At 56.8% G+C, this 17906-nt stretch carries 21 protein-coding genes and 1 pseudogene; 6 read left to right on the top strand and 16 right to left on the bottom strand.

The window, feature by feature from the left end:
* Together AC1Q6J_RS17880 and AC1Q6J_RS17875 are read left to right on the top strand one after the other, a co-directional pair.
* Nucleotides 1–714: anti-sigma factor (locus tag AC1Q6J_RS17880; RefSeq protein WP_492280554.1), on the top strand; the 714-nt coding region annotated here is incomplete at its 5' end.
* Nucleotides 715–1462: 748 nt separating this feature from the next.
* Entirely contained in the window at nt 1463–1771 is a 309-nt protein-coding gene (locus AC1Q6J_RS17875; protein ID WP_492280558.1) for a fumarylacetoacetate hydrolase family protein, read from the top strand.
* Nucleotides 1772–1809: 38 nt separating this feature from the next.
* Here the strand turns inward: AC1Q6J_RS17875 and AC1Q6J_RS17870 are convergent, their stop codons facing one another.
* The 3 genes from AC1Q6J_RS17870 to AC1Q6J_RS17860 all read right to left on the bottom strand — a co-directional run bounded on the left by AC1Q6J_RS17870 (nt 1810) and on the right by AC1Q6J_RS17860 (nt 3968).
* Nucleotides 1810–2469, bottom strand: coding sequence for a glutathione S-transferase family protein (locus AC1Q6J_RS17870; RefSeq protein ID WP_492280553.1), 660 nt, complete (start codon nt 2467–2469; stop codon nt 1810–1812).
* Nucleotides 2470–2631: 162 nt separating this feature from the next.
* A complete protein-coding gene (locus AC1Q6J_RS17865; RefSeq protein WP_492280552.1) occupies nt 2632–3036 on the bottom strand; it encodes a hypothetical protein in 405 nt (134 codons plus the stop codon).
* On the bottom strand, nt 3033–3968 hold the full coding sequence (locus AC1Q6J_RS17860) for an alpha/beta fold hydrolase (RefSeq protein ID WP_492280551.1): 936 nt from the start codon (nt 3966–3968) through the stop codon (nt 3033–3035). Before AC1Q6J_RS17860 ends, AC1Q6J_RS17865 begins: the two co-directional genes overlap by 4 nt.
* A gap of 176 nt (nt 3969–4144) precedes the next feature.
* Here AC1Q6J_RS17860 and AC1Q6J_RS17855 point away from each other — a divergent pair, with 176 nt between their 5' ends.
* Nucleotides 4145–4807 (top strand): TetR/AcrR family transcriptional regulator, encoded by a 663-nt coding sequence (locus tag AC1Q6J_RS17855; RefSeq protein ID WP_492280550.1) that lies wholly within the window; start codon nt 4145–4147, stop codon nt 4805–4807.
* A 6-nt stretch (nt 4808–4813) separates the two neighbouring features.
* Nucleotides 4814–4972 carry an NrsF family protein gene (locus AC1Q6J_RS17850; protein ID WP_492280549.1) on the top strand — a complete coding sequence of 53 codons (159 nt, stop codon included), beginning with the start codon at nt 4814–4816 and terminating at the stop codon, nt 4970–4972.
* A gap of 183 nt (nt 4973–5155) precedes the next feature.
* Here AC1Q6J_RS17850 and AC1Q6J_RS17845 read toward each other — a convergent pair whose 3' ends face one another.
* From AC1Q6J_RS17845 to AC1Q6J_RS17805, 9 genes are all read right to left on the bottom strand, one after another.
* Nucleotides 5156–5386 carry a pentapeptide MXKDX repeat protein gene (locus AC1Q6J_RS17845; RefSeq protein ID WP_492280548.1) on the bottom strand — a complete coding sequence of 77 codons (231 nt, stop codon included), beginning with the start codon at nt 5384–5386 and terminating at the stop codon, nt 5156–5158.
* Nucleotides 5387–5837: 451 nt separating this feature from the next.
* Nucleotides 5838–6419 (bottom strand): TetR/AcrR family transcriptional regulator, encoded by a 582-nt coding sequence (locus AC1Q6J_RS17840; protein ID WP_492280547.1) that lies wholly within the window; start codon nt 6417–6419, stop codon nt 5838–5840.
* A gap of 168 nt (nt 6420–6587) precedes the next feature.
* On the bottom strand, nt 6588–7358 hold the full coding sequence (locus AC1Q6J_RS17835; RefSeq protein WP_492280546.1) for a 2-keto-4-pentenoate hydratase: 771 nt from the start codon (nt 7356–7358) through the stop codon (nt 6588–6590).
* Nucleotides 7359–7362: 4 nt separating this feature from the next.
* Entirely contained in the window at nt 7363–8400 is a 1038-nt protein-coding gene (locus AC1Q6J_RS17830; RefSeq protein ID WP_492280545.1) for an enolase C-terminal domain-like protein, read from the bottom strand.
* 61 nt (nt 8401–8461) lie between these two features.
* Nucleotides 8462–9382 carry a ketopantoate reductase family protein gene (locus tag AC1Q6J_RS17825; protein ID WP_492280544.1) on the bottom strand — a complete coding sequence of 307 codons (921 nt, stop codon included), beginning with the start codon at nt 9380–9382 and terminating at the stop codon, nt 8462–8464.
* A 141-nt stretch (nt 9383–9523) separates the two neighbouring features.
* Complete coding sequence (locus tag AC1Q6J_RS17820) at nt 9524–10252, bottom strand: ABC transporter ATP-binding protein (protein ID WP_492280543.1); 729 nt, start codon at nt 10250–10252, stop codon at nt 9524–9526.
* A gap of 9 nt (nt 10253–10261) precedes the next feature.
* Nucleotides 10262–12070: a branched-chain amino acid ABC transporter ATP-binding protein/permease gene (locus AC1Q6J_RS17815; RefSeq protein WP_492280542.1), complete on the bottom strand. Its 1809-nt coding sequence runs from the start codon at nt 12068–12070 to the stop codon at nt 10262–10264.
* Nucleotides 12067–12981, bottom strand: coding sequence for a branched-chain amino acid ABC transporter permease (locus AC1Q6J_RS17810; RefSeq protein WP_492280541.1), 915 nt, complete (start codon nt 12979–12981; stop codon nt 12067–12069). Before AC1Q6J_RS17810 ends, AC1Q6J_RS17815 begins: the two co-directional genes overlap by 4 nt.
* 34 nt (nt 12982–13015) lie before the next feature.
* Nucleotides 13016–14212 (bottom strand): ABC transporter substrate-binding protein, encoded by a 1197-nt coding sequence (locus tag AC1Q6J_RS17805; RefSeq protein WP_492280540.1) that lies wholly within the window; start codon nt 14210–14212, stop codon nt 13016–13018.
* A 418-nt stretch (nt 14213–14630) separates the two neighbouring features.
* Between AC1Q6J_RS17805 and AC1Q6J_RS17800 the strand changes: the two genes are divergently transcribed.
* Nucleotides 14631–14915: a TetR-like C-terminal domain-containing protein gene (locus AC1Q6J_RS17800; protein ID WP_492280557.1), complete on the top strand. Its 285-nt coding sequence runs from the start codon at nt 14631–14633 to the stop codon at nt 14913–14915.
* Nucleotides 14916–15216: 301 nt separating this feature from the next.
* Complete coding sequence (locus AC1Q6J_RS17795) at nt 15217–15393, top strand: hypothetical protein (RefSeq protein ID WP_492280539.1); 177 nt, start codon at nt 15217–15219, stop codon at nt 15391–15393.
* Nucleotides 15394–15523: 130 nt separating this feature from the next.
* Here the strand turns inward: AC1Q6J_RS17795 and AC1Q6J_RS17790 are convergent.
* The 4 genes and pseudogenes from AC1Q6J_RS17790 to AC1Q6J_RS17775 form a co-directional block, all read right to left on the bottom strand.
* A pseudogene (locus AC1Q6J_RS17790) lies at nt 15524–15619 on the bottom strand (SOS response-associated peptidase); the annotation flags it as partial.
* A 25-nt stretch (nt 15620–15644) separates the two neighbouring features.
* A complete protein-coding gene (locus tag AC1Q6J_RS17785) occupies nt 15645–15875 on the bottom strand; it encodes a DUF2798 domain-containing protein (protein WP_492280538.1) in 231 nt (76 codons plus the stop codon).
* Between the two features lie 55 nt (nt 15876–15930).
* Nucleotides 15931–17001, bottom strand: a complete 1071-nt coding sequence (locus tag AC1Q6J_RS17780) for a ketopantoate reductase family protein (RefSeq protein WP_492280537.1) — start codon at nt 16999–17001, stop codon at nt 15931–15933.
* A gap of 89 nt (nt 17002–17090) precedes the next feature.
* Nucleotides 17091–17831, bottom strand: coding sequence for a haloacid dehalogenase type II (locus AC1Q6J_RS17775; protein ID WP_492280536.1), 741 nt, complete (start codon nt 17829–17831; stop codon nt 17091–17093).
* Between the last annotated feature and the right edge of the window lie 75 nt (nt 17832–17906).

Raw genomic sequence — 17906 nt, 5'->3', positions numbered from 1 at the left:
CTCGAGAAACATCTCGCAACCTGTTCACATTGCGTTGACCAGTTGGCGGCGTTTCAGGCGCAGAAAAAAATCGTCTCGCAAAGAGGCGTGAGCTGGCGGACGCCGGATCATGTACGCGCACAAGTTCTGGCCGTCATTTCAAGCGAAGCAGCAACACAAGCACGGTCATTATCCGGACGAACAAACAAAGACAATGACCAGAAATTCAAAGCTTTCGAATTTCTCAAACGATGGATTTTTGTGCCGTCGCTCGCGGCTCTTGCGGCAAGCTTGTTTTTGGTGATAGCGCCCATTCAGGATCGTTCATCAGTTCAGGATGAAGTCTTGGCAAGCCACATCCGGTCGCTTCTGGCGAGTCACCTGACGGATATCGCAACGTCAGATCAGCACACCGTCAAGCCATGGTTCAACGGCAAGGTTGATTTCTCTCCACCGGTGGTTGACTTGGCTTCGCAAGGGTTTCCTCTGGTGGGTGGCCGCATCGATTACATTGGTGGGCGGGTCGTGGCCGCTCTGATTTACCGGCGGCACGGACATCCCATCAATGTATTTGTTTGGCCCGCACCGCATATCGTGACGAACCTTGTAACCCGGGACGGATACAACATAGCGAACTGGAGCAAGGACGGGCTGAATTTCTGGGCTGTATCGGATGCCAGCGCTGACGATGTTGCCAGACTTCGCCAAGCGCTTTCCGGCCAGACCACAAAATGATTCTTTGCAAGCCGCGGTCTCGCCGGGATCAGTTGGTCTACGAAACACTTGAGATAATTGCGAATGATCCGAGGTCGTCGAACCGGATCGCTTTTGGCTAGTGTTCTCTGCTAGACTTCTTCTCGTGAAGGAGCTGACAACGATGAAGGTATCGAAATTTTCAGAGACCCGGAAGGCGTTCATTCTGATGCAGGGTACGGACGGAGGGCCAAGCCGGGGTCAATCATGGCGGCGATAGCGACCCGGTCGGGGATTAACTCGACTGGGATAAGAAAGCCCGCCCGGTTTTGTATCGGCAAGAGGGGAGACTTACCGTGCTGGCACCTGCGCTTCGTGACCTCGCCAACCGGCAACTGCGCGACTACCAGGCGCGTACTCCCGGAACGTATTTGGGTGAAGCGGGGTCCAGCCTGGCGTTCGAAGATGCCTACACTGTGCAAATGAGGTCGCTTGCGTAACGCGTCGAGTGATGCCGTGGCCGGTTACAAGGTCGGCTGCATGGGCCTGGCGTCGTCGAGCAATTCGGAATGAGCGGCCCGATCCACGGGCGGGTGTCTCGCAGCGAGTTGCGTGCATCGGGAGACACTCTGTCTGCCAGACTCTATGCGAACCTCGCGATCGGGGGTGAGATGGCGGTCCGCATCGGAGCAGATGGTCGGATCGAGGTCGCTTTTCCAGTGATCGAACTGCACCATTTTGTGTTTCAGGGGGCTTCGAGACGCTCGCTGAACTTGTCGCTAACAACGACATCAACGCCGGTGCCGTCATTCCTCAGCCGCTCAGTTCTACGGTGTTCGTCGATTGGGCAGCTGCACGCGTCCTCACGGTCGAGGTCAACGGCAAACCGGTTGATTCCGAGCTGCTCTGGGCGATGCCGGGTGGAGCCGAGGAAGCCATGCAGTGGCCAAGCGGGGACTTACGTCGCTTCGGTGTTTCGCTGATGCCAGGCGACATCGTGTTGACGGGTTCGCCGCTCGGACTGCACCCTGTCAGGCCCGGCGATTATGTCGCTATCCTAATCGATGGCACGACTTCAGTGCTTTGCAACGTCGCATGAAAGAGCGGGCATCATCCCAGATGGCCTAACGCCGCGTGTCAACTCAGCGGCGTCATGACACCGGATCGAAAAGCTGGTCGCCCACACAATTTGTCATACCAGCGGCGCAAATGGGGGAGCGGAGGATGGGCAATGTCCAGAGCATACCATCGATGCACGGTGACTCCGATGGGAATGTCACCCATTGAAAACGCCGCGCCGCCCAAGAATGGCCGATCGGCAAAACGATCGTTAAGGATAGATGCCGCCGATGCGCAAAGGCTTTCCGCCTTTGCGATGATACCTTGGTCCCTCTGGTGAAGCGGAGTTCTGATCAGTGCGATGAACAGCGGACGCAACGCCGGCCAGAAAACCGTCGCTTGCCAGTCCATCCATCGTTCAGCATCGAACCTAATTTCTACATCAGCGGGACAAAGACCGTATCCATACCTATGGCAAAGATATCGGACAATGACGTTCGATTCCCAAAGTTGAAATCCGCCGTCTTCAATTGTTGGTACGAACCGGTTCGGGTTCATAGAACCGTATTCAGGCGTATCGGTCACGCCGAATCCACCGCCCGCATCGATTTGATCGTAGGCCAGTCCGAGTTCACCGCAGCACCAGAGGATCTTCTGCACATTGATCGAATTTGCGCGCCCCCAGAGCGTGAGTGACCGCGACGTACTATTAGCCGTCTGACTTGAATTCATCGCCATTCTACCTCATCGTTACGCGCTACCAACCATTGACCGCCGAATCTCACGCGCGACCGCGCGCAATTCTGCTGCGTGTGCCCGACACTCGGTGTCCTAGATTTTCACCGCACATCGTGTCGCCCGCTATTGCTGACGCGGCATGCTCGCTTGCGCCCTTGCCCTCTATCGATCTCCGACCGCGGCCGGTATCCGATAAAGACGGCCGGTCGAATCGAGATCTTCAATCGTCCATCCCTCTCCCACCCCCGCGACCATCCATCGAAGGATAGCCCAAAGATCGGTGTCGAGCGTGGCAGTCTCGATGGGCTCCAGCGCATCAACCACGGCGCTCACTTCTACCCCGGACGGAAACGGCTCGCCGCTGCGTCCAATGAAAATCAGCGCATAGATTAAGCCGGAAGGTGCCCGAACGTATCCGGGAACTTTCAATCCATTCCGATCAAGTTCGAAGATGCGAGCGAAGAAATCCCGAAATTCGGAATAATGTCCAACCCGATCCTCGGCGAGGCAGAAGGCAAACCGCTTGCCCCAAAGATCTGGTGTTTCAACAACCGTGACGTTCGTCATGACGGGATCCTCGTTCCATCAAGCCGATTGAGGAAGGACAGGATGAGGCGCGCGATCTCTGGCCCGGAGTCTTCTTGCAAGAAGTGGCGACCCGTTACTAAAAACGGCCCTTCTGCATGAGGAAGGAGCTTCTTAAAGCGGCCCGAAAACGTCTCCGCATCGAACACATCATCCTCCCGACCCCAAATGATCAACGTAGGTAGTTCTGACCTGGAGAGCTGCTCTTCAAGCCATTCAAAGCGGTTGAACCCGCGCGCCCCGCGATCGAGCGGGATCCACCTAGGCCAAGCCCATGTCAGAAGACGCGTTGCGGGGTCAGGAAGCACCGCCTCATAGGCCGCCTTCGCCGTACGGCGGAATTTTTCGCGATCGACGACGGACAAATAGATGCCGCGCCCGGCCAGCACATTGTGTCGGCCGAGCAAATAGGGACCGACCAAGGGCGCGTGCATCATTCGCCATGGAAAAACACGCGTGTGGAATTCCGCCGGCGGCGACGGCCACGCCCAGGTACTCATCACCGTTAGCGCTAGAATCCGCTCCGGATTATGCATGGCAAAAGAAAGCCCGGTCGGGCCGCCCCAGTCATGACAGACCAGCGCAATCCGCCGCAGGTCGAGTTGGCGCATCAGCGCGGTCAGGTTTGCCGCATGGCCATCAAGCGTATGAGCCTGTTCGTGTGTCGGCTTTTCGGAAAGGCCGAAGCCGATCATGTCCGGGACAATGACACGTCGACCGGCCTGCACAAGTGGTCCGATCACGTCGCGATAGAGGAAGCCCCATGTCGGATTCCCGTGCAGGAGTACGACGGGATCGCCCTTGCCCTCGTCGACATAATGCATGCGCCAGCCGTTCACGCTCGCGAATTTCGGCTTGTAAGGCCATTGTGCGCGGATGGCGGCGGGCAGTTTAAGAACATCGGCGAACGCCATCTATCCTCGCAAGATTACTCCGTCTCTTCGCGCGGCAACGCGCGGACGAAATTAGTTATGGAACGATCGTTCCAAAATATAGATAGATGCACTTCTCGGCAAGAGCCTGGGTTCCCAGCCCCATGACGATTTCCAACAGAAATCGCTGGAGATGACGCATTCTTAGAGCTAACAGTATGATTATGCCGGGTGTGCCATGTGGCCGCCGAACAAAAAGGGCATCAACGACGATGGCGAGACCGCGAGAGTTCGATGAGGCGACCGTTTTAAACGCAGCAGTTAAGAAATTCTGGCTACACGGCTATGAAGCGACCTCGGTCCGCGATCTCGCAAGTCTGATGGGGCTTACGGGAGCAAGCCTCTACAACGCCTTCGGTGATAAACGCGCCCTCTATCAGCGATCTCTAGATCACTATCTCGACCAGTCGGTGCGCGAACGCATCGAGCGCCTCGAAAGCAGCTTGCCGCCACGGGATGCCATTGTCGCGTTCCTGCAGGAGATTATTGAACGCTCGCTCACCGACAAGCAGCGGCGCGGCTGTATGCTGGTCAATTCAGCGATCGAGCTTGCGCCACACGATCGTGAATTTCAGCGCGTGGTCGCGCGGGCCTTCACGGAGATTGAAGTATTCTTTCGAAGATGCGTGACCAAGGGGCAGCGGGACGGCACCATCGCTCTCCAGCCCGCAGATGATTTGGCACGACTCTTTCTTGGGATCGTCTTAGGGATTCGCGTTCTCGCCCGCACAAGGCCGGAGCGAACTTTACTCGAGGGCCTCGCTCGCCCCGCAATTGCAACGCTGCAGCCGACGAAGAAAAAGAAGGTCGTGCGGCACTGACGTTGCTTGTGTGTACCGAGAACAGCGAGCGGTATCGCCGTGACCTTCTATGCAACGAATTGCATTGATGACAGCCCGCTGTTTGTTGCCGCCCGGCATCTAATGGCGACAGGCATTGTGGTAACGATCGGCTACCTAGCCCGCCTTCGATATCTACGATGGTAGAAGCCGCTGGCGACCTAGGAGCATCAGGTTTGCAGGCAAGAGCCTACTTGAACATTCATATATTCGCTTACCTGCCTTCTGACGCGATAAGTTGAACAGGCCCGTCCGGGGTGCCGAACGGGCCTGTCGCAGCGAGCGAAGTGTTTTGGGGCTCCTTCACGCGCCAACCAGAGATGGAGTTGCTTACTTCTTCATCTCGTCCTTCTTCATGCCGTCCTTCTTCATGCCATCCTTGGACATCGCGTCCTCCTTCTTCATGCCATCCTTGGACATCGCGTCCTCCTTCTTCATGCCATCCTTGGACATCGCGTCCTCCTTTTTCATTCCATCCTTGCTCATCTTGTCTTGTGCAAATGCCGCAGGAGAAGAAAGAAGCCCAAATGAAATGATAGCGGTCGAAGCGAGAAGCAACATGCGGGGATTTACTCTCATAGCCTTTATCCTTTCAGAACTGAGAATGAGACGACAAATGTCTCCTACATAGTACGCAGCCGAAAGACCCTGCGTTACATACAGCGGGAAATTGCTTTCGCGCGCATGAAACAGCCGGGCCGAGATACATACGGCAATCTGCGATAAGGCACCGGCCAAATCTTTCAGAGGGCCATTCGACTGCCGTCTGATAGACTCACAAACTGAAGTGCTCCCCGAATCTAGGCCAGCTAGCGCCGGAGTTTTCCGGGGTTAGGGCTCATGTCGGCCGGGCGCCGATGAGCCATTCAACAGCGATATCGGCGCTTTGTTGCCGATCGCGCTATGTGGCCGAACACATGGAGAGCCATGAACCGCACTCGCAGTGCGCTCCAAGGCTTACGTTATCACCCGGATACTTTATAGCCATGTTTGCAGAAGAGCCAGTCTCCGCCTACGCCGCAAGCGAAGACAACGCATTCGACACGATGAGTTCCAGTTTTTGCCGGGACGGCTTGGTCTTCGCAAGGACATTCAATCCCTGCACCACACAGACCAGAAACGCCGCGCTGTCCAACGACGTATCTTCATGGATTTCACCAGCTTGCCTGGCGCGTGCAATGGCACCCGCGAAAGCCGTCTCCAATCGTACGAGATGAACATCAATCTTCGCGCGAATCGCTGGCTCATGTTGCGCCATCTCGACGATGGAATTTGTGATGAGGCAGCCCCATCGGCGTTTTCCGTCGATCATACCGTCAATGAGCCGGTCGAAATAATTCCGCAAGGCCGTTAACCCGGAGGTATCCTGCCCAAGCATCTCCACAGCCTCAGCGGAATATGTCGTTATGTATCTATCGACTGCCTTGATAAAGAGCTGACGCTTGTCGCCGTAGGTCCCATAGACACTCCCAGGAAAAAGGCCCATGGCCTTGCAAAGTTGCTGGATGCTGAGACCCTCGAAGCCATTTTTCCAAAAGGCATTGACCGCACGATCCAGCCGCTCCTCCGGATCGAAATGCTTGGCCTGTCCCATCTTGTTTCCTATCCTGCGGTTCCCGGTAAACAGCAGCATCTAGACATTAACCGCACCTTTGGAAAGAGGTGCCTCTTCGGCCTTCGGCTTCATCAAAACCGTGGGCAGCACCGCGGTCTCAGGATTTATTATCGGCCAGTTTGCGGGAAGCCAGCTTGCTCTCTCGGTTTATTCAACCCGGCACGTAACCAATTCGCGACCATCTACCGATACACAAACCTCGTCGCCGGGTCGAACAGGATGAAGGCCCAGCGGCGTGCCGGTCAAAACCAGATCGCCCGGAGACAGCGACAGGCCGTATCGGCCAAGATCGTCGCTAAGCCAACCGACCGCTTCGACGGCCCCGCCTGTCATAGCCCACAGATCTCCGGAATCGATTTCTTTTTTATTGACCGACACCTTCAACACACGGGCGGACGTCCATTCCTTGAGAGGGGCAGCTGCCGCGCTATCGGCAATGACCGCTCCCCCATTTATGCCGTTGTTCGCGACAAGCTCGGCGAGGGTTTTCGGCACGCCCCGGAAAACGAAATGGTGCAATTCAATGACGGGAAAGACCTCGGCAATCTTGCCGTCGGCACCGATCCGCACTGCCATCTCGCCTTCGATCGCCAGATTAGCGAAAGCGGAATGCTGCAACGTGTCGCCCGCCACTTTCAGTTCGCTGCTGAAAATACGGGCATGGATCGGTCCGCTCATACCAAACTGTTCGACCACGCCCGGGCCGATGCAGCCGACCTTATATCCCGCGACCGCATCGCCGGCCTCGCACCGCAGTCGAGCAACTTCGGCCTGTACCGCGTAGGCTTGGTAGAGATTCAGCGCACGATGGCCTTCGCCGAAATATGTCCCTGGCGTCCGCAGCCGATAGTCCTGCCACTGGCGCGCCGCCAATTCCCGCAGTTCATTCGTAACAATCAAACTTTTTTGCGCGGCCATGTCGTCAATCCAACCGGAATTTGGCAACGGCCGCTTCGTCCCAACGCATCCCGTTGCCGGGCCTGTCGGGAATGATCGCCATGCCGTCGACGATCCGCATCGGTTCCTGAAGAAGCGGAATCGCCCAGTCCACGTATTCCAGCCAGTGCCGGCCCGGCGTCGCCGCCAGCAGGTGCGCGCTGACCTCGGGGAAAAGATGAGAGGAGACTTCACGGTTGTAAGCTGCGGCAAGTCCGGCCGCGCGCTGCCATCCCGTCACACCACCGATCCGATCGAGATCCGGCATCACATAATCAGAGGCCGAGGCAGCGAGCGCGGCTGCCATTGGCGGCAACCCCGCAAAGTTCTCTCCGATCTGTATCGGCGTCTTTACGGCCTGCGCGATCAGGGCGGTGTGGTGATAGTCGTCATGCCGGATCGGTTCCTCGATCCAGTAGACCCCTTCCGCGTCAAGCGCGAGACAGTATTGCATGGCGTCGGCGAAGGTCAGCGCCTGATTGAAATCGACCATTAGATGCACATGATCGGGAAGGCGCTTGCGCACCGCGCGCACCGCCGCAAGATCGAGAGCGATGTCGCCACGGCCCAGCCGCAGCTTTACGCCGCGGAATCCATCCTCCAGCAGTGCCTCCGCCTCGTCTGCCGCCGCTTGCGGAGACATTAATCCGAGGCCATTGCTGTTGTAGGCCCGAATAGGCTGCGGAGCCGCGCCGAGGAAGGTAGCAAGCGGCATATCGGCTGCGATAGCCAGCGCATCCCACATCGCTGTGTCGACCGACGACGCGACCATCGCCAACGGACCAACCACGCCGGGCAGCTTAAAATGCCGGTTGATGCGATTTGCCAGATCGAACGGCACCAGCGGCTGTCCCGCCAGCGCAGCGCTCAACTCGGCGACGACCGGCACCAGCGAACGGGCGATCGACGACAGATAGCAAAACGCATAAGCCCGGCCCGTGACACCTTGCTCGGTATGAAGATCGACAAGAAGAAGCGAGGCCCTGTCGATGGTCTGGGCACTGGTGCCAAGCGGACGCTTCATCGGCAATGTCACCGCGGTCGCCGAAAGGGACCGGAGTGTAAGGGCATGACACGTCATCGTGTTATCTCTTTCCATATGCGTAAGGGCTCAGCGCCTCCACTATCGCGCTATTGACCGGTGTCGGAACCTTAAGCTGGGCACCAAGATCAACTACGGCGCCGCTCAGCCAAGGCAGTTCCAGCCGATTACCCCGTACCAGATCGACCTGCATTGATGACGTCATGGTGGCAGGTATCGTATCGCAGAACGCGAGCCTATCTTCTGCGAAATCAGGACGCAGTGGCACGTTCTTGGCACAGCCCACCGCCACGACTTCTCGCATGGTCTCAAGCAGTATCGCCCGTTTTTCCGCGTCCTCACGAATCGGGCCGATCGGGGTGCCGAACTTCGACGTCGTCCCTGACAGCCCGACGAGGAAGACAAATTTCTCCCAGATCAACCGCTCGATCGAATCGCTGAGCTCGACGTCGATTCCTGCCGTCTTGCAGGCAGCCAGGAAGGCCTCGCTCCGCGCCGATGTTCGCCCGCCATATTCGCCGAAAACTATGCGCTGCATCGTTCCAGCATGTGCAATGACGCCGGGCCCGGCGATGGTGGCCGCGATATAGCAGACACCGCCCATCACAGCCTCCGCCGGGACGTATTTGCGCAGGATGTCGTCCTTCTGAACTCCGTTCTGGAACGATATGATCGCAGCACCCTTGTCGGCAATCGGCTTCAGAGTAGCGGCCACATCCTCGGTGTCCCAAAGCTTGACCCCGACCATGACCAGGTCCGCGGCGCCGGCCTCGTCGATCGTCTGGACGGCATTGACCTTCGGAATATGCAGATCGCCCAGCGCGCTTGTGATCTTCAGTCCGTCGCGGCGAAGCGCCTCAAGATGGGCTCCCCGCGCAACGAAGGTCACGTCACTGCCAGCCGCCGCCAAACGACCACCGAAATAGCCACCAACTCCTCCCGATCCTAGGACGACGATTTTCATTCTCTTTCCTTCATGATTTACTTGAATGCTTGTTCAAGATACTATTGCACGTCGTTTATACCGTCAATTGGTACGCACTACCCGGACACCCGTCCTGGAGCATCGTCCCACCGCACGACGCGATGACACCGACACATGCCCCTAGGAAGAAGGAGGCGTCTTTCCGACTTTGCCGAGATATGCCTGCTTCACGCTTTCCGAATTCAGCAACTCCCGCCCAGAACCTTCCAGCGTGATCTGCCCTGTTTCCAGAACGTAGGCCCGGTCAGAAACCGCCAGGGCCTGATGTGCCATTTGTTCGACGAGGAGAATGGTCATGCCGGACGACTTCAGGCGTCGCACTATCCGGAAGATCTCCGCGACGATGAGAGGCGCAAGACCAAGTGAAGGCTCGTCAAGAAGCAGAAGCTTCGGCCGCCCCATCAGCGCACGGCTGATCGCGAGCATCTGCTGTTCGCCTCCCGAGAGAGTGCCGGCGAATTGATCGCATCGCTCGCGCAGCCGGGGAAACAGATCGTAGTACCGGTCAAGATCGGTACTCAATTGCTGACGATCAAGCCCCAACGAATACGCCCCCAGCAGAAGGTTATCCTCGACGGTCTGGTCCGGAAACACTTGCCGCCCCTCCGGCACATGAGCGATGCCGAGGCCGATACGACGGTAGGACGGCACGCTGACGACATCCGACCCCTGAAATGTGATAGCTCCATCAACCGAGACGAGCCCCGAAATCGCCCGCATGAGCGTGCTTTTTCCGGCGCCGTTGCCCCCTATTATGGTAACGACCTCCCCCTCCCTGATGGTGAGTGAAACATCACGCAGTGCGCGGACCGCGCCATAACTTACCGAAATATGTTCGATGTTCAGCATTGTATCGTCTCAACCTGGCGTCAGCGATGCAAGCGGACCGTCGTATTCCGACTCCATCTCGGGAATAGGCTCGCCCAGATAAGCCTTGATGACGGACGGATCGTTCTGAATGTCAGAGGCGATGCCGTCCGCAATCTTGACTCCATAATCCAGAACGACAACGTGATCCGATATGGCCATGACCAATTCCATGTGATGCTCGATCAGCAGAATGGTGATTCCCTGACCATGGAGACGAACGATCAACTCCATCAATTGCTCGGTTTCCGCAGGATTGAGACCGGCCGCGGGTTCATCCAACAGCAATAGCGACGGACGAGATGCGACGGCGCGCGCGATCTCGAGCCTTCGCTGCAGGCCGTATGGCAGACCAATCGCGGATTCGTCTGCGCAATGATCAAGCCCGACGAAACGAAGAATGGCCATCGCCTCTGTCCGCAGATCCCGCTCCTCACGCCTGACGGATCCAGCACCGAAAAGATTGGCGAACAAGCCGCTGGACTGCGCCGAATAGCCGCCGACAATAACGTTCTCAAGCACGGTCATGCCGGAGAACAGCTTCAAATTCTGGAAGGTCCGGGCGATTCCAATGTGCGCGATCTCGTGCGGAGCCATCGACTGGATTTCCCTGCCATCGAAAGAAATCCGTCCCGACGTGCAGCCAATCGTTCCCGAAAGAATGTTGAGCAGGGTGGTCTTTCCCGCACCATTGGGACCGATCAGGGACGTGATGGAATGGCGTTGGAGCTGGAGCGAAATGTTTCGCGTCGCCATGACACCGCCGAATGATTTGACAAGGTCATCTGCTTCAAGAATGACCTTTTGAGCGGATTCATCATCTCTTTTAACCGCGTGCCATTCTTCGCCACTTCTCTCATCCGGCTTGCGAGGGAACCATTTTCGAATTCCCTGCTCGATCCATCCTGACAGTCCCTGCGGCATCGCCAGCAACGATACTAGAAGCAACGCTCCGTAAACAAAATGCTGAATGTACGGCCAGCGGGCAAGGAAGGCATCCAGAAGCGTGAGACACACAGCTCCCAGAAACGACCCCATCGGCGAAGGCCCACCGAACAGAACCAGCACAAGAAAGAACACCGACAAGTTGAAGTTGATGAAGTCGGAATTGATGTACTGATTTTGCTGCGCCATAAGCGCTCCCGCGATGCCACAGGTCACCGCACTGATGACAAACGCAAGAACCTTGAAGCGATAGACACTAATTCCGACGCTCTCGGCCGCAATCTCGGACGTATTGACCGCCTGAAAGCCCCGGCCGAAACGTCCGCTCAACAATTGCGAGATGCCCAGATGCACCACAAGCCCAATCGCGAAGACCGCGATCACCCACTGTTGCGCCGTCAGCGGCACGCCTTGCCACTGCAACGGCACAACGTCATAAATACCTTCCTGTCCTCGAAAGACATCGGTCCATTCAGATACGATTTTTTCTATCACGATGCCGAATGCGATCGTCACCATGGAGAGGTTGGGACCACGCACGCGCAATGCCGGCAGGGCGATAACGATGCCAAAAACGCCTGCCGTCACGGCGGACGCCAGCAGCGCCGCCCACGGCCCCACGCCATAGTTGACCGTCAACAAAGCCGCAGTATAGGCGCCCACCGCGAACAACCCGGCATGACCAAGCGACTTCTGCCCGGTCTGTCCCACCAGCACATTCAGCCCCGACGCCGCGATGAAATACACCCCGATGTTAAAAACGACACGAAGATAGAAGTCGTTTGTGATTTGTGTGGCGACGAGCGCCAGAGCACAAAGCGCAAGCGCGACAAACAGCGATCCGCTCTGTCTCATACTTTTTCTCCGTGCGTCGCACCGAGAAGACCGGCCGGCTTGACACAAAGCACGGCAATGATGAGGACAAATATGATGATCTCGCGCAACTCAGCACGCCACATGCCCGCCAGCGACTCGATCAGACCGAGCAGAAATCCGCCGAAAATGCAGCCCCGCGGATTTGCGAGGCCGCCAAGAATGGCGGCCGAGAACGCCTTCAAGGCGAGCGCAAATCCGATGAAAACAGAAGCGGTCGTGATCGGCGCGACAAGCAGTCCTGCAACGCCTGCAAGAACCGAACTCAATACGAACACGCCGATTGAAACCGCTTCAACGTTGATGCCCATCAGCGAGGCTACAGGCTTGCTGTGAGCAACGGCCCTGACCGCCTTGCCAAGCTGGGTTCGATGCAGAGCCCAGTCGAGCAGGCCCATCAGGATCAACGCGACGACAAAGATCAATATTTCCTGCGGGCGCACGCCCCCGCCGAAAACGCTGATGACATGATCGCCCAACGGAGACGGCAGCGCGATCGGCGCCGGGCCCCAGACAGCCAGACACATATTCTGAATGATAATTCCGAAGCCAAGCGTGCTCATGACCCAGGACAGGCCGTGCTGTCCCAGGAAACGCTTCACCGCGAGGAAGTAGAGTGCAGATCCAATCACGCCAAGCAACAAAACATTCAACAGCAGCGCAGCGCCATAAGCCACCCACGTCACGTCGGCGGTTACGAGATTCCCGAGGAAAGTGCCCCGGCTGATCATCAGCACGCAACTCACCGTTACCAGCGAGCCAAGCGCGAGAAACTCGCCCTGTCCGAAATTGAACGTTTTTGTCGTTGTATAAGTTACGCTGAAGCCAAAGGCGATCAGGGCATAAATGCTCCCGAGCGCCAGACCGCTAAAGATCGCCTGAAGAAGTGGCATGAAAGGACCGTGCTGCCTGGAGAAATGATGACGACTATCGCTTCAAGTCGGCAGGCTGGATCGCTCGCGTGAAGTCGTCGGCGTAAGTCACGATCTTGCCGTCCTGCCATTTAGCAAGATGAAAATCGTTCACGGACATGCCCTCATGATTCGCTTTGCTGAAAGGCTTGTCGTATGTCTTGATGACCCCCTCCACTTTCTGCAGATTCTCGAGCGCGTCCTGTATTTTTGCGCCATCCGTTCCTCCAGCCTGCTTGATCGCCTGCGCGAGCACCATGAGGCTGTCGTAGGATTGCGCAGCGGTGATGAAGGTCGGCATATTCGGATGCTTGGCGATCAGGCGACTATAAAGCGCGGCCGCCTTCGGCGTGCTGTCGGGCGTCACCGACGCGGTGAAGATGATGCGCCCCGCGAGATCCTGCCCCGCAATGGTGTTCAGCGGCGTGTTGATGTTGGCCCACGATCCGAGCGTCACAGGAAAATAGGAAATCTTCTCCATGCTGCGCATCACTTGAGCGTTCGCATCAGCAAGCCCGATAACGATGACGGCATCCGCTCCGGCGGAGCGAATTTTGTTGAGCTGCGATGTCATGTCGGTGTCTTTCGGCCCGAATTTCTCCTCGGCGACCGCCGACATATCATGCAAGGCAATAACGCTCTTGAGATCCTTCAAGGCCTGCTGGCCATATCCGGTTGAATCGACCAAGAACGCAATCTTCTTTTCCTTTGTTGCGCGGATAGCATAGGCCATCAGCAGCGCGATTTGCTCACGGTCGACCATCGAGATTCGAAACATATAATTCGCATCAGCGGCTTGGTACCGCTTGGTGATTTCGGTCGCGGTCGCAATCGGGGATATAACCGGAATCTGCTTCTGCTGCGGAATATGCATCCACGCGAGCACGGTGCCGGAATTGGCGCCGCCGAACATAGCGATCACTTTCTCACTATCGACCAGTTCGCTTGTGTTCTGGATCGCCTTAGGCGGTTGGCCGGTGTCGTCGCGGGCAACTATGACGATCTTTCGACCAAGCACGCCACCAGACTTGTTGATCTCCTCCGCGGCTTCTTCCAACCCGTATAAGCCGGAAATCCCGAACTCCGACGAGCCTCCTGCAGACATATCGCTGTTATAACCGACCTTGATATCCTGAGCCGCGCATGGAGCAACGGCGGCACACAATATCACGCCAGCCACCACGGTTAGTCCGGTCTTCATCGATTGAAACATTGTCGACTCTCCCTGTACCTTTTTTTAGCTGCAGATGGAGGAAACCTCCCGCTTCTCTCCTTGAAAAACTCACTCACGAAATGGCCGAACGATAACAGCGCGTATTTCCTTACGCAGCATGATGCGATCAAGCGGACGCAGCTATAGAATGCATTGGCCGAAACGCCGAAACGCGAGCAGCCATGGCAGCAAGATCATGGGGCATGGTGGCAATTTCCAGCTGCCATCAGGCCTTTCCGCTCCGGTTTTTCTCACATCCCGGTGTCTAAGACTGCCAGCATCTTTCCCATCACTTTCTTGAATGTTTGTTCAAGAAAGCTAGCGTGCAAATTTTGCCCCGTCAATTTAATTCGCGGACGAAGTTGGTCTGTTACAGGGTCGACGCATGCACTGCGGCGGGAGGACTTAAGCGTTTTGTCTGGCGGTCCATAAGCTGATTGCGGAAGGAGTGCAAAACCCCCAACTCCCGTCCCTGGTACACAAGCGTTTCATTCTTGCTCGACGGCGTATCGCGATCGCAATGCTCGAAAGGGCCAAGCAACGAGGCGAGATATCGAAAAGCTGCGATAGTCAAACCGCCATTGACATGCTGATAGGCCGCAAGTGGTATCGCCAACTTGTTACCGGTGAACCCATTCCGGTGAATGACGAGGGCAAAGTGATCGCGATCCCGCTTAAAGGACTTTACAAGCTACCTGCTTAAATACGCGCGGACTAATTAACTCGAGTTTCTGCTGATTACCGGTGCTCAAATGCCTTGGTACAGTACAGGGGGTCTTTGCCATGGAGCATTTTGTACTCTGCACTGCAGACTACAGCCCAAGTCCGACCTAGCCGCAAGTTGTAGGGATGTTCCGTACGCTTCCGAGAGCATGGCGCCTCACGGCAGGCACCTTGGGCAGCTGCCGTGGCGCTAATTTTGAACAGCAGGCCCTGGAAAATCTGACTCGATTCTCATCCAACGCCGGAACTAACATAGGTCTATCCTTGGCAGGATGACCGTGATGACCAAAGACGAGCGCGTTTGTCCGAAGTGCGGACGGGCCGTGAAGTTAATGCTGCCGCCCGGCGGCAAAGGCCCGCGCACCTATCAGTGCATCCGTTGCGACCGGCCAGACCCGCTTAAGTCGCCTCAGGTGCAGGGCTTGGTGAAAAGACTTCTACACGACGAAAAGGAGTAAGGCCGCCTTAGTTGGTGGTCTCTTTCTACAGCGGCTGATCGTCGTCTGTTGAAGGCTCTTCATCTAACGATGCAAAGTCGCCGCCACCGTAATTCTGCTCGGGAGGTGGCTGTGTTGGATCGGGCCCGTCTTATTTGCTTGCTCCACGGGCCCCAACAATCAGTGCGCCATCGGGCAGCGGCCGTTGCAGCGCTTTGGCTTCATCCCAAGAGGCGCGCAGCCCAGCTCAGAAAGTCAATCCAGAACTGAACTCAATCTTCACGCGTGAGCATTTCTGTTAAACGCCGAATAGCGGGTGCCGCAAAAATAACAACCGGCAACATGATGAGCCACGCTAAAAGCGAGGCTCTCAGCCAATATGACAAAAATAAACCTTCCTTGTAAAATGACGCGCTAGCAACAGCCGCCGCGACAGTCGAGGTCAATCCCGATTGAATGACACCGTACACGTAATGACTGTAGCGTCGTGAAATTCCAATCATCTTTGAAAAATAACCTAGCGACGCAAATTAGCTCAACACATTACGTGATCCGTTTTCACGCGGCGGCTTTCTTCCGATTTGCGTCGAGCCTTGCATCGACGAGCGCGACGATGGCATCGAGGATGGGGTTGCTCATGCCTTTCTGTCGGGCTGTGAGCTGCACCAGCCTGTCGGCACGTTCGATATTCGACGCACCGTTATTGAGCGCCCGCGCCGCCGACGCCGGGCGCGGCAGGCTCTCGGCTGCCGCCGCGTATTTCTCGAACGGCACAAGTTCGTCACGTGTGGCGCCGAGCTTGACGCAGACATCTATCACGAAATCGTAGATTGCGCGCGATTCCGCCAAATCGGTATGCACGGCTTCCTTTGCGGTTCGCATTCCGTCCTTGGTGATGCAGCGATAATTACCCGCCATCAGCATCGGCCATTTCGCAAGTGGCACAAACAGCGAGTCGTGGAAGCGCAGCTTGACCGGCAGCTCGATCTTGCCCTCGGGCGCCTCCAACCTCGCCGCATCGATGTCCGCGGCGATGTTACGCAAAATCTGGTTACTCGCTTCGCTATCGAAACGCGCGACCTTGAAGTTGGTCGGCAGCGTGACATGCAGCACATTGACCTTCTCCTCTGGTGGACGAATGGCCTGCGGGTCGGGGCTACACAAGGTCAGTGTGCCCGGATCGAAATTGTCCCACACGGCCGGATTTGTGTAGGCGGGTTTCAGTGCTTCGCTATCGAGGTCAGGAATGCGATTCATATAAGGTAGAGGCGGCATGTTCATGATCGACATGCACGGCACGCGCGATTTGGCCACTGCATCGAGAAGTTCACGCAATCCGCTCGACCCATACTGCGGCTCTTGCATTGCAAGCCCGATCAGGTCGTAGTCATTCGGATCGACATCAACCGGTCCGGTCGCCGACACCTTCCCCGGCAGCTTGCGGGAATCGATCTCGACCGGATCTTTGCGCCCGCGGATCGGCATCCGAACACGAAAGCCCTCCGCGTTGATGAGATCGGCCTCGGCAGGCAGGCAGACCAGCGTGACGTTGTGTCCGCCAAACATCATTTTGGATGCCAGCAGTGATCCATACGACGCGCCGAGAATGAGAATGTTGTATTTTGGCATGGCTATTCCGCCTTCTCTGTTGATTGTATCACGGGCGGATTGGCAGCCGCACAGTCACGAAAGAATTCGTAAGTTGTCTCGGATTTGGCTCACTTCGCGCCGAGCACCCCCGGCAATCCGTTCAGGCCTTTCACGCGGTGATCCGGTTCGAGTCCAAATCGATCCATTTGCATGCGCATGGCGCGAAACATCGTTAGCGGTCGCACCATGTCGGTGGTCTTGCATTCCGAAGCCATCGCTTCGGGTGTCACGCGCTCGATCCACGCAACGTTGAGCCCGAATGCCTTCGCGCCGCAGGCGTCGAAAGGGTTGGATGACACAAACAGAACTTCGTTCGGCTTCACGCCGAGCTGTTCCTCGACCAGCGTGTAAGCGTTCGGGCTCGGCTTGAAGATTTTTTTCGAGTCGATGCTGATGGTGGCATCGAGAATCTTATCGAGCCCGGTGTTGCGGACCAGCGCATTGAGCATGTCAGTCGAACCGTTTGACAGGATCGCGAGCTTGTAGCCTTTGAGGGCTGCAAGCGCATCCTTCGCGTCGGGATAGAGATCGAGATGGACATACTTATCCATGATGCGGTCGAAAATGCCGGCGCTCGGTTTCAGACCCAATACACCCAACGTGTAGGTTAGCGTGTCGCGCGTGATGACTTCGAAATCCTCGTAGCGCCCCATCAGTGAACGCAGCCATGTATATTCGAGCTGCTTCATCCGCCAGATCTGGCTAATCATCTCGCCATGACCGGGAAAGGCCTCGTCGGTCACTGCAGCCACCGATTGTACATCATACAACGTACCGTAAGCGTCGAATACCAGAGCCTTGATCGTCATGAATGCCGTCCATCCTGAAGAAACGAAACGCGATGATTGAGTGAAACGCTCCGGCTGCACCAGGCAGCCGGAACG

This window comes from Afipia sp. MLSD5-FHT05B12, from assembly GCF_058793355.1.
Note: the sequence above shows the minus strand (reverse complement) of the source record. Positions and strands in the feature narration are given on the sequence as shown.

What these genes read in the sequence shown, in the direction of transcription:
- AC1Q6J_RS17870 (WP_492280553.1), bottom strand. Translation starts at nt 2,469, where the DNA reads ATGGCGATGAATTCAAGTCAGACGGCTAATAGTACGTCGCGGTCACTC.
- AC1Q6J_RS17865 (WP_492280552.1), bottom strand. Translation starts at nt 3,036, where the DNA reads ATGACGAACGTCACGGTTGTTGAAACACCAGATCTTTGGGGCAAGCGG.
- AC1Q6J_RS17860 (WP_492280551.1), bottom strand. Translation starts at nt 3,968, where the DNA reads ATGGCGTTCGCCGATGTTCTTAAACTGCCCGCCGCCATCCGCGCACAA.
- AC1Q6J_RS17855 (WP_492280550.1), top strand. Translation starts at nt 4,145, where the DNA reads ATGATTATGCCGGGTGTGCCATGTGGCCGCCGAACAAAAAGGGCATCA.
- AC1Q6J_RS17845 (WP_492280548.1), bottom strand. Translation starts at nt 5,386, where the DNA reads ATGTTGCTTCTCGCTTCGACCGCTATCATTTCATTTGGGCTTCTTTCT.
- AC1Q6J_RS17840 (WP_492280547.1), bottom strand. Translation starts at nt 6,419, where the DNA reads ATGGGACAGGCCAAGCATTTCGATCCGGAGGAGCGGCTGGATCGTGCG.
- AC1Q6J_RS17835 (WP_492280546.1), bottom strand. Translation starts at nt 7,358, where the DNA reads ATGGCCGCGCAAAAAAGTTTGATTGTTACGAATGAACTGCGGGAATTG.
- AC1Q6J_RS17830 (WP_492280545.1), bottom strand. Translation starts at nt 8,400, where the DNA reads ATGAAGCGTCCGCTTGGCACCAGTGCCCAGACCATCGACAGGGCCTCG.
- AC1Q6J_RS17825 (WP_492280544.1), bottom strand. Translation starts at nt 9,382, where the DNA reads ATGAAAATCGTCGTCCTAGGATCGGGAGGAGTTGGTGGCTATTTCGGT.
- AC1Q6J_RS17820 (WP_492280543.1), bottom strand. Translation starts at nt 10,252, where the DNA reads ATGCTGAACATCGAACATATTTCGGTAAGTTATGGCGCGGTCCGCGCA.
- AC1Q6J_RS17815 (WP_492280542.1), bottom strand. Translation starts at nt 12,070, where the DNA reads ATGAGACAGAGCGGATCGCTGTTTGTCGCGCTTGCGCTTTGTGCTCTG.
- AC1Q6J_RS17810 (WP_492280541.1), bottom strand. Translation starts at nt 12,981, where the DNA reads ATGCCACTTCTTCAGGCGATCTTTAGCGGTCTGGCGCTCGGGAGCATT.
- AC1Q6J_RS17805 (WP_492280540.1), bottom strand. Translation starts at nt 14,212, where the DNA reads ATGTTTCAATCGATGAAGACCGGACTAACCGTGGTGGCTGGCGTGATA.
- AC1Q6J_RS17795 (WP_492280539.1), top strand. Translation starts at nt 15,217, where the DNA reads ATGACCAAAGACGAGCGCGTTTGTCCGAAGTGCGGACGGGCCGTGAAG.
- AC1Q6J_RS17785 (WP_492280538.1), bottom strand. Translation starts at nt 15,875, where the DNA reads ATGATTGGAATTTCACGACGCTACAGTCATTACGTGTACGGTGTCATT.
- AC1Q6J_RS17780 (WP_492280537.1), bottom strand. Translation starts at nt 17,001, where the DNA reads ATGCCAAAATACAACATTCTCATTCTCGGCGCGTCGTATGGATCACTG.
- AC1Q6J_RS17775 (WP_492280536.1), bottom strand. Translation starts at nt 17,831, where the DNA reads ATGACGATCAAGGCTCTGGTATTCGACGCTTACGGTACGTTGTATGAT.